Origin of the sequence: Palleronia aestuarii (assembly GCF_003253995.1) — a bacterium.
Taxonomy (GTDB): Bacteria; Pseudomonadota; Alphaproteobacteria; order Rhodobacterales; family Rhodobacteraceae; genus Palleronia; species Palleronia aestuarii.
Map to the genome: position 1 here is coordinate 111,378 of NZ_QKZL01000001.1, position 13,800 is coordinate 125,177.

Consider the following 13,800-nt stretch of genomic DNA (forward strand, 5'->3'; position numbering starts at 1 on the left):
GAGTGGATTTCGATACCCTCCTCGCCGGGGCCGCGATCGATCCACGCGATGTGTCGCTGCTGCTCCACAAGCCGTCCGACCGCATCGAGCACCACTCGATCGCGGCGATGGTCGAAGAATGGCCCGCCCGCTTCGAGGCATATCAGAGCACGCATCCGCGGATCGAGGAGGCGACCGTCAAGAGACGACCGCAGGCCGCGTCCTTCGTGATGCGCGATCCGGGCGACTTCGTCTGCGTCCGGCTCTACGAGGTCGTCGGCTGGGAGGAGACCTCTGCCAGATCTTTTGCTAGGGATGCGGACTTCGTCGCCATGACGCGTCTTTCGGGATGGCGCGGCATCTATCTGATCGTCGATCGCTCCGACGCGGCACGATACGTCGGCGCCGCTTACGGAGAAGAGAAGATGGCTGGAAGACGGCGCGCCCATGTCGCGGGCGAGATCGGGATCACGGCCGAATTGAGCCGGCGCCGAACGGATGATTTCCGCTTCTCTGGCCTTGATGTGATAGCGCCGACCGCCGCGAGGGAGGAGGTCGTGGCCCGGGAACGTCACAGGATGGAGCGGCTCGACACGATCGAGGCGGGACTGAACGCATGACCCGTCCCGACGAGACGCTCCGGCCCGAGAGGCTGCCCGAGGATGACGGGCCGGCGCTGCGCCCGCAGACCCTCGACGCGTTCACCGGGCAGGCGGAGGCACGGGCGAACCTGAAGGTTTTCATCGAAAGCGCGCGGATGCGCGGAAAGGCCATGGACCACGCGCTGTTCCACGGGCCACCCGGCCTTGGCAAGACGACGCTGGCTCAGATCGTCGCGCGAGAGCTCGGCGTGAACTTCCGCATGACATCCGGGCCCGTACTGGCGCGCGCGGGGGACCTCGCCGCGATCCTTACGAACCTCGAGGCGCGCGACGTCCTCTTCATCGACGAGATCCACCGGCTCAACCCGGTCGTGGAGGAAATCCTCTATCCCGCGCTCGAGGATTTCGAGCTCGACCTCGTGATCGGCGAGGGGCCGGCCGCGCGGACGGTCCGCATCGAGTTGCAGCCCTTCACGCTCGTCGGTGCGACGACCCGGCTGGGGCTCCTGACCACGCCGCTCAGGGACCGCTTCGGCATTCCCGTGCGGCTCGATTTCTACAACGTGGACGAGCTGACGGAGATCGTCGCCCGCGGTGCGCGGCTCCTCGGCATCCCGGCGGAGGCCGACGGGGTGCGGGAGATCGCGACGCGGGCGCGGGGCACGCCGCGGATCGCCGGACGCCTTCTGCGCCGGGTGGTTGATTTCGCGCTGGTGGAAGGAGACGGTCGGCTGACGCGCGGGCTTGCCGACGCGGCGCTCACCCGGCTCGGGGTCGACGCGCTCGGCCTCGACGGGGCGGACCGGCGGTATCTCAATCTCATCGCGCGGCACTATCAAGGCGGTCCCGTGGGGATCGAGACGCTGTCGGCCGCGCTTTCGGAGAGCCGCGACGCGCTCGAGGAAGTGATCGAGCCCTATCTGCTGCAGCAGGGTCTCATCCAGCGGACGCCGCGGGGCCGGATGCTGGCGCCGCGCGCCTGGAGCCATCTTGGGATGGCACCGCCGCAGACGGGCGGGCAGGCGGGGCTCTTCGACGAATGAGAGGTGCCCTTGCCTCCGGCCCGGCCAGTGACTAGCCAAGGCCGCATGACGCCCGAGGAGATCACCGCCCATTTCACCCGCTCGGACGGAAGCTACGCCTTCGCGCGCTGGGGCCGTCCCGTCGCGCCCGTCGTCTTCGGGGTGGAGGACGAGACGCTCGGTGTGGTGAAGGGCGCGATCGAGGCGATGACGCAGCTTGCCGGGAACGGAATGGTGGAGACCGACCCGGAACTGGGCATCAATCTCATGATGTTCTTCCTGCGCGGGTGGGACGAACTCCGCGCCGTGCCGGACCTCGACCGCCTGATCCCCGATCTCGGTCCGCTGCTCGACCGGCTCGAGGCGGCGGAGGCGAACCAGTACCGCATCTTTCGGTTCGACGAGGCCGGGGCGATCCGGGCGGCGTTCGTGTTCCTGCGCATGGATGCGGCGCTCTCCGCCCTGCCGGCGGAGACGCTTGCCCTCACCCAAGTCGCGCAGACGATCCTGCTCTGGTCGGATCTGGCCTTCACCGACCGGTCGCCGCTTGCCCTCACGCCCGCAGGCGCGACCGTGCTTCGGCCCGAGATCGGGGCCTTGATCCGGGCCGCCTACGATCCGGTCATGCCCGCGGCGGCAAGCGATCCCAGCCATGCGCTGCGGCTCGCCGCGCGGGTCGGGCCGGGGCGGGGTCTGCAATGAGCGACAGGCCGCACCGCTTTCCCGTGACCGTCTATTACGAGGACACGGATATGGGCGGGATCGTCTATCACGCCAATTACCTGCGCTACGTGGAGCGGGCGCGATCGGATTGGGTGCGGCGGATCGGGATCGATCAGGTCGGAATGCGGGAAACCGGACAGGCTTTCGCGGTAAGGCGCATCGTGTCGGATTTCCTCGGGACCGCGCGGCTCGACGACCGGCTGGTGGTGGAGACGGTGCCGAGCAGGACGTCGGGCGCGCGAATGACCCTTGCTCAGAAGATCACGCGGGGCGAGCGCACCATCTTTCGCGCGGAGGTAGAGCTCGTGCTCATCGACATGGCGAACGGAACACCCCGCAGGCTTCCCCTGACCCTGCGGGAGGCCGTGGAGCGGGACCTTCCACCCGCGGCCTAGCGAGGGGAGCGATGGCGTGGACGGGCTCGCGCGAATGTGCGGTTTGAATGGCTTTCGCGCGGGTGATATTGTAATAGGAACCACAACGAGGCGGCGCAAAGCGGCCCGGTCCGAGGAAAGAGCAGGCTTATGGAGACCGAAACCCTGACGCTGGCGTCGGAGATGGATTTTTCCATCCTGTCGCTTTTCGCGCGTGCGACGCTGACCGTGAAGCTCGTCATGCTGATCCTGGTCCTGGCCTCGTTCTGGGCCTGGGCGATCATCATCCAGAAGTTGATCGCCTTTCGACGTGCACGATCCGAGGCGGCGGCGTTCGACGCCGCGTTCTGGTCCGGCGATCCGCTCGACGATCTCTATCGCAAGCTCGGACCGGAGCCCGACGGACGGGCGGAATCGGTCTTCGCCGCGGGAATGACCGAATGGCAACGCTCGCATCGGTCCGACGGGGCGCTCATCCCCGGCGCGCAATCGCGGATCGACCGGTCGATGGACGTGGCGATCGCCAAGGAGGCGGAGGATCTCGAACGCGGCCTTCCTTGGCTCGCGACCGTGGGCTCGACCGCGCCCTTCATCGGGCTTTTCGGGACGGTCTGGGGGATCATGAACGCCTTCATCGCCATCGCGCAGGAGCAGAACACCAACCTCGCCGTGGTCGCGCCCGGCATCGCGGAGGCGTTGCTCGCCACCGGGCTCGGGCTACTCGCGGCGATCCCGGCGGTGATCTTCTACAACAAGCTCACGGCCGATGCGGGCCGGATCGTCGGCGGCTACGAGAGTTTCGCCGACGAATTCTCCACGATCCTGTCGCGCCAGCTGGACGCCTGAGATGGCCGCGGGCGTCATCGCGAAGGAGGCCGGAGGATCGCGCCGGCGGCGGCGGCGGCGCTCGCGTCCGATGTCGGAGATCAACGTCACGCCCTTCGTCGACGTCATGCTGGTCCTGCTGATCGTGTTCATGGTCTCCGCCCCGCTGCTGACCGTGGGCGTGCCGGTGCAGCTGCCCGAGACCGCGGCCGAGGCGCTGCCCACGGAGCGGGAGGAGCCGCTTACCGTGACGCTCGCCGCCGATGGGCGCGTGCTCCTGATGTCGAACGAGACCGAGAGCGAAGACCTGATCGGGCAGCTCCGTGCCATCGCGGCCGAGCGCGAGAGCCGCCGCGTCTATGTCCGCGCGGACGGCTCCATCCCCTATGCGCGGGTCGTCGCCGTCATGGGCGCGCTCAACGCCGCCGGGTTCAACGATCTCGGCCTCGTCACCGATACCGGCGGGCCGCGGCTCGACGGGTCCGATGGATAGGGTCGATGCCGGCATGTGGCGGCGGTGAACCCGGGAACGATCATATCGGGCGTGGCCCATCTGGCCCTCATCGCCTGGGTGCTTCTGGGCGGTATCTTCTCTCATGCGCCGCTGCCCGCATCCCAGGTGGCCGACGTGACCGTCCTGAGCGAGCAGGAATTCGCGGCGCTGACACCCCCGGCGACCGCCCCGGATATCGCGACGGAGAGCCCCGCCGCGAGTGCGCCCGCTTCGCCCGAAACCGCGCCGGATCGGCCGACCGAGGAAAGCGCGCCGGAAGCGGCGGCGCCCCCGACGACACCCGTTCCGCCCGCGGCACCGGAGCCGACGCCCGAGACGCCCGCGCAGGCCGTGCCGGAGGCGGAAGTCTCGGACCTTGCCCCGGAGACCACCGCTCCGCCCGCCGCCGACGTGACGCCGCCCGCGCCTCGCGACGTCTCCCGTCCGTCGCCACGTGTGGCGAGCGAGGCCGCACCGCCGCCGCCCCTGGAAGCGGAGACCGCGCCCGAGACGATCGCCGCGCCTGCGCCCGAGCCCTCGCCAGAGGCTCTGCCGACCGAGGACGTCGTTCCGACCGCGCCCGAGGAGGCGGCGACGGAGATCGTGACGGAGGCCGAGGATCCCGGCGCGCGCCTGCAGGCCGCGGCCCCCACCGAGACGCGCCGCCCTCCGCGCCGCCCGCCGCCGCCGGTCGAGCAGGCCGAGGTTGAGCCGCAGGACGACCCGACACCGGCGCCCACGGCCCCGCAGACCGCCGGATCGAGCAGCGCGGCCTCGTCCGACAATGTCCAGGATGCGGTCGAGGATGCGCTGGCCGGTCTCGATCTCGGCTCGGAAGCGCCCGCCGCGACGCCGGGCCCGCCCATGACCGGGTCCGAGCGCGAGGCGTTCAGCGTCTCGGTGCGCCGGTGCTGGTCGGTCGATCCGGGATCGGAGGCGTCGGGCGTGACCGTGACAGTGGCCTTCGAACTGACGCCGGAGGCGCGGGTCGTCGACGGCTCGCTGCGGCAGGCGGCCGCCGATGGCGGTTCGGACGCGGCGATCCGTTCGGCCTACGAGCGGGCGCGCCGGGCGATCCTGCGCTGCCAGAACCAGGATGGCGGCTTCGATCTGCCCGTGGAGAAATACGACCAGTGGCGGGAGGTTGAACTGACCTTCAATCCTACTGGAATGAGGATGCGATGAGAGCTAGGGCCGATTGGCGACCGCCTGCCGGGGCGTGGAGAGATCGACCGGCCCCCTTGATCCGAGACGACCGATTGCGAGAGTGGACCTGACATGAGCCTTCTGCGTATCCCCTTCCTGGCCCTCTGCGCGCTTCTCGCCACCCCGCTCGGTGTCGCGGCGCAGGACGGTCCGCTCCGGATCGAGATCACCGAGGGCGTGATCGAGCCCTTGCCGCTGGCGCTTCCGGACTTCGTGGCGGAGACGCCGGGCGCGGAGGACTGGGCGGCGCAGATCACCCAGGTGGTCGCCGACGACCTCACGGGGACAGGTCTTTTCCGTCGGATCCCGTCGGACGCGTTCATCACCCAGGTCTCGACGTTCACGCCCGATATCGACTACGCGAACTGGAAAGCGATCAACGCCCAGGCGCTCGTCACGGGCGCGGTGGCCGTGGATGGCGGCGGCAACCTCACCGTCAAGTTCCGGCTCTTCGACGTCTTCTCCGAGGCGCCGCTCGGGGAGGGACTGCAATTCTCCGGGAGCCAGGATGCCTGGCGCAGGCTTGCCCACAAGGTCTCCGATGCGGTCTATTCGCGGATCACCGGGGAGGGGGGCTATTTCGACAGCCGCGTCGTCTTCGTCAACGAGGCCGGCCCCAAGAACGCCCGGCAGAAGCGTCTCGCGATCATGGATTACGACGGCGCGAACGTTCAGTACCTGACCGACAGTACCGCGCTCGTCCTCGCGCCGCGGTTCTCGCCCGACGGCGAGCGGGTGCTCTTCACGAGCTACGAGACCGGATTCCCGGAGATCTACCAGCTCGATGTCGGCCCGGTGAGCCGGCAGAAACTCTCCGTCCCGGCGGAATCGATGACTTTCGCACCGCGCTATGCGCCCGACGGGGAGACGGTGGTCTTCTCCGCCTCGATCAACGGCAATACCGACATCTACAGCCTGAGCCCGGGCGGCGCGCCGGAGCAGTTGACGAACGCCCCCTCGATCGAGACGGCGCCGTCCTACTCCCCCGACGGCAGCGAGATCGTGTTCGAGAGCGACCGCTCCGGCACCCCGCAACTCTACGTGATGCCAGCGAGCGGCGGCGAGCCGCGGCGGATCAGCTACGGGCAGGGGCGATACGGCACGCCGGTCTGGAGCCCGCGGGGCGACCTCATCGCCTTCACCAAGCAGAATGCGGGGCGCTTCCATATCGGCGTGATGCGGACCGACGGCAGCGAAGAGCGGCTTTTGACCGCCTCTTTCCTCGATGAGGGGCCGAGTTGGGCGCCGAACGGCCGGGTCATCATGTTCACCCGCGAGAGTGCCGGCGCGGACGGGCAGCCGGCCCTCTATTCCGTGGACGTGTCGGGCCGCAATCTGAGGCAGGTGCCGACGCCGGAGGCGGCGTCCGATCCCGCGTGGTCGCCGCTCTTGCCGTAACGTGCGGCGTGTTTCCATGTGCCGGACCCGATGCTAAGGGGGCGAGGGACAGACAGGCCCGAGAGGCCATCAGACGAGGACCGAGACGATGAGGGCGATTGGCAAGACGGCGCTGATATTCGGGATGCTGGCGCTGGCCGCTTGTTCCAATCCCGACCGGTTCGGCGATGGAGGCCCCGGCTTCGGCGGGGGCTACGGCACGGGCGCCGGAGGGCTCGCGGGGGCGAACGGGATCGGGACGGGACCGCTCGATCCGTCTTCGCCCACATACTTCTCGCAGACGATCGGCGATCGCGTGCTTTTCGCCGTAGACGAATCCACGTTGTCGGACGCGGCCCGCTCGACCCTGCAGGGTCAGGCCAACTGGCTCAACACCAACCCCGAATACACGGCCATCATCGAAGGCCACGCTGACGAGCAGGGGACGCGGGAATACAACCTCGCCCTCGGCGCCCGTCGCGCGGCATCGGCCCGCGACTTCCTCGTGAGCCAGGGCGTCGCGTCTAGCCGGCTCGAGACCGTGACCTATGGCAAGGAACGGCCGATCGAGATCTGCTCAACCGAAGAATGCTATACGAAGAACCGCCGCGCCGTGACGGTGATCGCGGCCGGGCAGGGCATCAGTTGAGACGATGACCGTGATCCGTCCGCTTCTCTGCGCGCTTCTCCTCCTGCCGGGCCTTGCCCGGGCGCAGGACGCTGAGACGCTGGCCGACATCCGTCAGGAACTCTCGATCCTCTATGTCGAGATTCAGAAGCTCAATCGGGAGCTTTCGACCACCGGCAACATGGGCTTGAACCTCTCGGGCACGTCGGTGCTCGAGCGGGTGGACGCGATGGAGGCGGAACTGCAGCGCCTGACCGCCGATACGGAGGAGATGCAGTTCCGCATCGACCGCGTGGTGCGGGACGGAACGAACCGGGTCGGCGATCTCGAGTTCCGCCTCTGCGAACTCGAGCCCGATTGCGACATCTCCACGCTGGGCGATACGCCGACCCTCGGCGGCGATACCGGCACGCCCCCGCCCGCGGCGTCCGCGCCCGCCCCGCAATCGAACGGCGCGGCAGAACTCGCCATCGGCGAGCAGCAGGATTTCGACCGGGCGAAGGCGGCGCTCGATTCCGGTGAGTATCGCAGCGCCTCGGACCTCTTCGCGGCCTTCGCCGAGACCTATACCGGGGGTCCTCTGACGGGCGAGGCGCATTACCTGCGCGGAACCGCGCTCTCAGAGCTCGGGGAGACCGCCGCCGCTGCCCGGGCCTATCTCGAATCCTTCTCCGGCTCGCCCGACGGGACCCGTGCCCCCGATGCGCTCCTGCAGCTCGGTCTCGAGCTCGACGCCCTGGGACAGAGGGAGGATGCCTGCGCCACGCTCTACGAGGTGACAGGACGTTTCCCGGAAAGCCCGGCTGCGGACGAGGCGCAATCCGCGCGGGCCGATCTCGCCTGCGGATGACGAAAGCCGCGCCGATCGGAGAGGCGCAGCTTCTTTCCACCCTCGCCAGTGAGATCCCGGACGACGCCGGCAAGATCGGTGTCGCCGTTTCGGGCGGCGGGGATTCCCTGGCGCTTCTTCTCCTCGCGGCCCGGCATGGACGCGCGGCGGGGCTGCATGTCGAAGCGATCACCGTCGATCACGGGCTCCGAGCGGGGGCCGCGCAGGAGGCTGAACGCGTCGCCCGGCTCTGTTTAGAACTCGCCGTACCGCATGCGATCCGTCGCTGGTCGCGACCCGAGGGGCCCGGCAACCTTCAGGCACAGGCGCGGATCGCCCGCTACGATCTTATCTCCGGCTGGGCCGTCGAGCGGGGCGTCACGCATGTCCTTCTCGGTCATACCGCCGACGACCAGGCGGAAACCTTTCTCATGCGGCTGGGCCGACGGGCGGGTGTGGACGGTCTCGCTCGCATGTCCGGGAGGTTTGCGCATGGGGGCGCCGTGTTCCTCAGACCGCTACTCGATGCGACACGGGCCGATCTGCGCCGGTTCCTCCAAGAGCGAGGCGTCGAGTGGTGCGACGACCCCAGCAACGAGGATCCGCGCTTCGATCGGGTGCGCGCGCGCCGCGCGCTGGCGGCACTAGCCGATCTCGGTCTCGACGCGGCGGCGCTCACGGCCGTCGCCGCCCATATGGCGACCGCCCGCGATGCCCTCGAGCAGGTGACCTGCGACGCGGCGCACGAAATCGTGGTGCAGGAACATGGCGATCTCCTGATCCGCCGCGATCGGTTCAGGGAAATCCCGCCGGAAATCGCCCGGCGCCTGTGCCAGGCGGCCTTGCGGTGGGTCGGTGGTGCAAGCTACCCGCCCCGCTTCCGACCCCTCTCCGAAGTGATTCGCGTGCTTGGTTCCGGAGGGTCGATTTCCCTCGCCGGATGCCTCGTTCGGTCCGGCCCGGGAAATTTCGCGCGTGTAATGCGCGAATTCGACGCGGTTCGCCACATGGTTGTCAGCGCGGGAAGCCTGTGGGACGGGCGATGGAATATCGACGGACCGCCGGTGCCCGGCACGACGATCAGGCCGCTCGGCGAGGAGGGGGTCCGGCAACTGCCTGATGAAGCTACAAACTTGCGGCCTCGCCAAGCGCTTCTCGCCGATCCCGGCCTCTGGCGTGACGACCAGCTCATCGCGGCACCGCTCGCAGGCTACGGGACCGGATTCGAAGCGCGGCTGGTAGGAGATCGTGCACGGTTTCTCTCTACCTTGGCCTCGCATTGAAGCGCGCGGCCTGATACTTATCTCTGACTTGGTCCTATCGGGCCGTCCGCAGCCGTGAACTGGGAGTGAGTCATTGGGCAACGCGCGCAACATCGCATTTTGGGTGGTCCTGTTCCTTTTGGTGCTGGCGCTCTTCAACCTTTTCTCCGGCGGCCAATCCGGGATGTCGTCCCGGTCGATCAGCTATTCCGACTTCATCGAGCGTGTGAACAGCGGCGATGTCTCCTCCGTTACGCTCGACGGCGAGCGCGTCCTCTTCCGGGGAACCGATGGTCAGGAATTCACGACGATCCGGCCCGATCAGGGCGATCAGCTTACCGAGCGCCTGATCGAGCGTGACGTTGCCGTGAACGCGGAGCCGCAGGAACAATCCGGCTTCACTACGGTCCTCATGACCTTCCTGCCCTTCCTCCTCCTCATCGGCGTCTGGATCTATTTCATGAACCGGATGCAGGGCGGCGGCAAAGGCGGTGCGATGGGCTTCGGTAAATCGCGGGCAAAGCTCCTGACCGAAAAGCACGGGCGCGTGACCTTCGACGACGTGGCCGGCATCGACGAGGCCAAGGACGAGCTCGAGGAGATCGTCGAGTTCCTGCGCAATCCGCAGAAATTCTCGCGGCTGGGCGGCAAGATCCCGAAGGGCGCACTGCTCGTCGGACCTCCGGGCACCGGTAAGACGCTGCTGGCGCGGGCCATCGCGGGCGAGGCGGGCGTGCCGTTCTTCACCATCTCCGGCTCCGACTTCGTGGAGATGTTCGTGGGTGTCGGTGCCTCCCGCGTGCGTGACATGTTCGAGCAGGCCAAGAAGAACGCGCCGTGCATCGTCTTCATCGACGAGATTGATGCCGTGGGCCGGTCGCGCGGCGTAGGCTATGGCGGCGGAAACGACGAGCGTGAGCAGACGCTGAACCAGCTTCTCGTCGAGATGGATGGGTTCGAGGCCAACGAGGGGATCATCATCGTCGCCGCGACGAACCGCCCCGACGTTCTCGACCCTGCGCTTCTGCGGCCGGGCCGGTTCGACCGGCAGGTCCAGGTGCCGAACCCCGACATCAAGGGCCGCGAGAAGATCCTGGGCGTCCATGCCCGCAAGGTTCCGCTCGGCCCGAACGTGGACCTGCGGATCATCGCCCGCGGTACGCCCGGCTTCTCCGGTGCGGATCTCGCCAATCTGGTGAACGAGGCGGCGCTGATGGCCGCGCGGGTCGGTCGTCGTTTCGTGACGATGGACGATTTCGAGAACGCCAAGGACAAGGTCATGATGGGCTCCGAGCGGCGCTCGATGGTCATGACCGAGGACGAGAAGAAGCTGACAGCCTATCACGAGGCGGGCCATGCCGTCGTCGGCCTAAACGTTCCGCAGCACGACCCGATCCACAAGGCGACGATCATTCCGCGCGGCCGCGCCCTCGGCCTCGTCCTGTCTTTGCCCGAGCGCGATCAGCTTTCCGTCAGCCTGACGAAGTACACGTCGAAGATCGCGATGGCGATGGGAGGCCGCGTGGCCGAAGAGCTGATCTTCGGCAAGGAGAACGTCACCTCCGGCGCGGCGTCCGACATCCAGCAGGTGTCTAAGATCGCGCGGGCCATGGTCACGCAGTTCGGTTTCGCCGAAGAGCTCGGTTACGTCGACTACGCGAATGAGCAGCAGAGTTATCTCGGCGCTTACGGTGGTGGGACCAACCACTCCGCGGATACGCAGAAGGTGATCGACGACAAGGTGAAGGCAATCATCGACGAGGGCTACGAAACCGCGAAGCGGATCCTGACCGAGAAACGAGACGATTTGGAACGCCTCGCGCGCGGTCTTCTGGAGTACGAGACGCTGACCGGACCGGAGATCATGCGGGTCATCAACGGAGAGCCGCTCGACCGGAGCGACGACGATGACCGGCCGGATCAGGGCAACGCACCCTCCGTCGCATCGATCCCGAAAACGAAGCCGAAGCCGAAGGCCGATAGCGGTCTGGAGCCAGAGCCGAGCACCTGATCGGCAAGCTACGACGATACCGACGCCCCGCCCTCATCGGCGGGGCGTTTTCGTTTGGACCGATGCCTGGGGATGCATGTCCCGGCGCTTTGCGCCATCATGCGGTCGAAACGACACGAGGATTGGTGATGCAGGCTCTCGTTCCGACGGACCATACCGCCCGCGTGACGTGGCTCGGCCGGGTTCCGCACCGCGATCGCAAGCCTGTCGACGGGGAGGGCGTGGCCGCCATGCCCCTCGCGTTCGGCGGCATGGAGGGCGAGTTTCACGCCGGCGTCACGCGGCCCGCCTGTTCCCGCGTGGCCCAGCAGCATCCGCGCGATACCGAGATCGCCAATGTTCGCCAGTTGACGATCCTCTCGGCCGAGGAACTCGCCGCGATCGCACAGGACATGGAGATCGAACGGGTCGATCCTGCCTGGCTCGGCGCTTCGATCGTTGTCGAGGGGATCGCCGATTTCAGTCACGTCCCGCCCTCCGCGCGCCTGCAGGGGCCCGATGGCGTCACGCTCGTCATCGACATGCAGAACCTACCCTGCCAGTATCCGGCGATGAAGATCGCCGAGGCGGTGGGGGAACGCGGCAAACGGTTCAAGGCGGCCGCCGAGGGCCGCCGTGGCGTTACGGCGTGGGTGGAGCGTCCCGGAACGATCCGCGCGGGCGAGACGCTGCGCCTGCACGTTCCCGGACAGCGTGGCTGGCAGGGCGGCTGACGGTCAGAGCGTCAGCCCCTCGGGCTCGGCCAGGCCGTTCGCACGGCAGCAGGCGGTGATCGTGTTGGCCAGCAGGCACGCGATGGTCATGGGACCGACGCCACCCGGCACCGGCGTGATCGCGCCCGCCACCTCCCGGCAGCTTGCGAAGTCGCAATCCCCGACGAGGCGGGTCGCATCGCCCTCCGTGATGCGATTGATGCCGACGTCGATCACCGTCGCGCCGGGCTTCAGCATGTCGCCCGTGACCATTCCGGGACGACCGACGGCGGCGACGAGGATGTCGGCGCGGCGCGTCACCTCCGCGAGGTCGCGCGTGCGGGAATGAGCGATCGTCACCGTGCAACTCTCGCGCAGGAGAAGCTGTGCCATGGGCTTGCCGACGATGTTCGAGCGACCAAGCACGACCGCGTCGAGGCCGGAGAGCGATCCGAGGTGATCGCGCAGGAGCATCAGGCAGCCCAGGGGCGTGCAGGGGACCATCGCCTTCTGTCCGGCGCCGAGGCGTCCGACATTGCTGACATGGAATCCGTCCACGTCCTTGGCGGGGTCGATCGCGTCCAGTACGGCGCCGGTGTCGACCTGCTCGGGCAGGGGGAGTTGCACGAGGATCCCGTGGACGGCCGGATCGACATTGAGCTGTCGCACGAGGTCGAGGAGGTCGGCCTGGGAAACCGTCGCGTCCAGCCGGTGTTCGAAGGACGCCATGCCGGCCTCCCGGGTCTGCTTGCCCTTCATCCGGACATAGACCTGGCTCGCCGGATCCTCGCCCACGAGAACGACGGCAAGGCCCGGGACAATGCCGTGATCCGCCGCGAGGCGGGAGACGTGGTCGGCCACACGGGTCCGGATCGTGGCGGCGAAAGCCTTTCCGTCGAGAAGGATGGCCTCTCCGGCCGCTTCCGATTGCGTCATGCGTGCGCTCTCCATGGCGGAACTCTCCGTGCCAATGCCCGTCATGCGCGGCCTATACCAAGGTGCGTCCGGACGCATCGGGGATTTTGCGACGGATCGGTGCGCGGAACCGGCCGAGCCGGGACCCAATTCAGACGGCGTGCCGCCGGGTCGCACGCCGCGCCGTCGTGGATGGCGGGGCAGGTCGCGGCACCGGTACCTTGCACGGTCTCTGACCCGTCAGCACCGCGCAGGCCCCAAGGTGCATCAGATCCGCGAGGGGCGAGGCGGTCCAGTCGAGCCCGCCCGTATAGGTACCGTAAGCGGGCATGATAATCCGGTTTGCATCATGGAGAAAACAGCGCCGCGACACGACACGGCCGCCAAGTGCGAGCCGCGCCTTCGGATGGTAATGGCCCGAAATCTCCGGCACCCGGTCGCCTGCGATGTGGCGGAACCCGAGCGGGCCGAGCACCGCCTCTTCTGCCACCCTCCCGCCGAGGTCACGCGGGGCGGGATCGTGGTTGCCGGTGATCCAGATCCAGTCCCGTCCGCATTGCATCGCGTCGATCGTCTCGATCTCCGCCGGCCCGATCCCGGCGCGGGCGGCGTCGTCGTCGAGCGAATCGCCCAGGCAGATGATGCGGGCCGGATCGGTCGCTCGGATATCGGCCTCGAGCCGCAGGAGCGTGTCGCGCGTCTCGTAGGGAGGCAGGATCGCGCCGCCGCGTCGCGCCAGCCGTTCCGCTTTCCCGAGATGCAGGTCGGAGACGACGAGCAGGGCTTTTTCCGGCCAGTGGAGCGCGCCCGATCCGAGCGCGCGGAGCGATTGGCCGGCCAGCGTGATGTCGCAGGAGTTCAT

The 13,800-nt window shown here is 68.1% G+C and carries 15 protein-coding genes; 13 read left to right on the forward strand and 2 right to left on the reverse strand.

The genetic code is table 11. The features are described from left to right. Positions 1-2: 2 nt before the first annotated feature. The 13 genes from LX81_RS00565 (at position 3) to LX81_RS00625 (ending at position 12,044) form a co-directional block, all read left to right on the forward strand. Positions 3-599, forward strand: coding sequence for a GIY-YIG nuclease family protein (locus LX81_RS00565; RefSeq protein ID WP_111535340.1), 597 nt, complete (start codon positions 3-5; stop codon positions 597-599). Beyond that, positions 596-1,624, forward strand: coding sequence for a Holliday junction branch migration DNA helicase RuvB (ruvB, locus tag LX81_RS00570; protein ID WP_111535341.1), 1,029 nt, complete (start codon positions 596-598; stop codon positions 1,622-1,624). Before LX81_RS00565 ends, ruvB begins: the two co-directional genes overlap by 4 nt. Before the next feature lie 45 nt (positions 1,625-1,669). Further along, positions 1,670-2,305, forward strand: coding sequence for a hypothetical protein (locus tag LX81_RS00575; RefSeq protein ID WP_111535342.1), 636 nt, complete (start codon positions 1,670-1,672; stop codon positions 2,303-2,305). Next, on the forward strand, positions 2,302-2,721 hold the full coding sequence (gene ybgC / locus LX81_RS00580; RefSeq protein ID WP_111535343.1) for a tol-pal system-associated acyl-CoA thioesterase: 420 nt from the start codon (positions 2,302-2,304) through the stop codon (positions 2,719-2,721). The genes LX81_RS00575 and ybgC overlap by 4 nt, the downstream gene beginning before the upstream one ends. Before the next feature lie 129 nt (positions 2,722-2,850). Beyond that, positions 2,851-3,546, forward strand: a complete 696-nt coding sequence (gene tolQ / locus LX81_RS00585; protein ID WP_111535344.1) for a protein TolQ — start codon at positions 2,851-2,853, stop codon at positions 3,544-3,546. A gap of 1 nt (position 3,547) precedes the next feature. Next, positions 3,548-4,018, forward strand: a complete 471-nt coding sequence (gene tolR, locus LX81_RS00590) for a protein TolR (protein ID WP_111535345.1) — start codon at positions 3,548-3,550, stop codon at positions 4,016-4,018. Positions 4,019-4,069: 51 nt separating this feature from the next. Further along, complete coding sequence (gene tolA, locus LX81_RS00595) at positions 4,070-5,203, forward strand: cell envelope integrity protein TolA (RefSeq protein ID WP_234822434.1); 1,134 nt, start codon at positions 4,070-4,072, stop codon at positions 5,201-5,203. A gap of 93 nt (positions 5,204-5,296) precedes the next feature. Continuing rightward, positions 5,297-6,622 carry a Tol-Pal system beta propeller repeat protein TolB gene (tolB, locus tag LX81_RS00600; protein ID WP_111535346.1) on the forward strand — a complete coding sequence of 442 codons (1,326 nt, stop codon included), beginning with the start codon at positions 5,297-5,299 and terminating at the stop codon, positions 6,620-6,622. A gap of 88 nt (positions 6,623-6,710) precedes the next feature. Then, a complete protein-coding gene (gene pal / locus LX81_RS00605; RefSeq protein WP_111535347.1) occupies positions 6,711-7,250 on the forward strand; it encodes a peptidoglycan-associated lipoprotein Pal in 540 nt (179 codons plus the stop codon). Positions 7,251-7,254: 4 nt separating this feature from the next. After that, positions 7,255-8,079, forward strand: a complete 825-nt coding sequence (ybgF, locus tag LX81_RS00610; RefSeq protein ID WP_111535348.1) for a tol-pal system protein YbgF — start codon at positions 7,255-7,257, stop codon at positions 8,077-8,079. Next, the gene (gene tilS / locus LX81_RS00615) at positions 8,076-9,341 is read left to right on the forward strand and encodes a tRNA lysidine(34) synthetase TilS (RefSeq protein ID WP_111535349.1); all 1,266 of its coding nucleotides are present in this window, start codon (positions 8,076-8,078) and stop codon (positions 9,339-9,341) included. Before ybgF ends, tilS begins: the two co-directional genes overlap by 4 nt. A 73-nt stretch (positions 9,342-9,414) precedes the next feature. Further along, complete coding sequence (gene ftsH / locus LX81_RS00620) at positions 9,415-11,331, forward strand: ATP-dependent zinc metalloprotease FtsH (RefSeq protein WP_111535350.1); 1,917 nt, start codon at positions 9,415-9,417, stop codon at positions 11,329-11,331. A gap of 128 nt (positions 11,332-11,459) precedes the next feature. Continuing rightward, positions 11,460-12,044: an MOSC domain-containing protein gene (locus LX81_RS00625; RefSeq protein ID WP_111535351.1), complete on the forward strand. Its 585-nt coding sequence runs from the start codon at positions 11,460-11,462 to the stop codon at positions 12,042-12,044. A 3-nt stretch (positions 12,045-12,047) separates the two neighbouring features. Here the strand turns inward: LX81_RS00625 and folD are convergent, their stop codons facing one another. Together folD and pdeM are read right to left on the reverse strand one after the other, a co-directional pair. After that, positions 12,048-12,974 (reverse strand): bifunctional methylenetetrahydrofolate dehydrogenase/methenyltetrahydrofolate cyclohydrolase FolD, encoded by a 927-nt coding sequence (gene folD / locus LX81_RS00630; protein ID WP_234822435.1) that lies wholly within the window; start codon positions 12,972-12,974, stop codon positions 12,048-12,050. 115 nt (positions 12,975-13,089) lie between these two features. Further along, positions 13,090-13,800 (reverse strand): ligase-associated DNA damage response endonuclease PdeM, encoded by a 711-nt coding sequence (gene pdeM, locus LX81_RS00635; RefSeq protein WP_111535352.1) that lies wholly within the window; start codon positions 13,798-13,800, stop codon positions 13,090-13,092.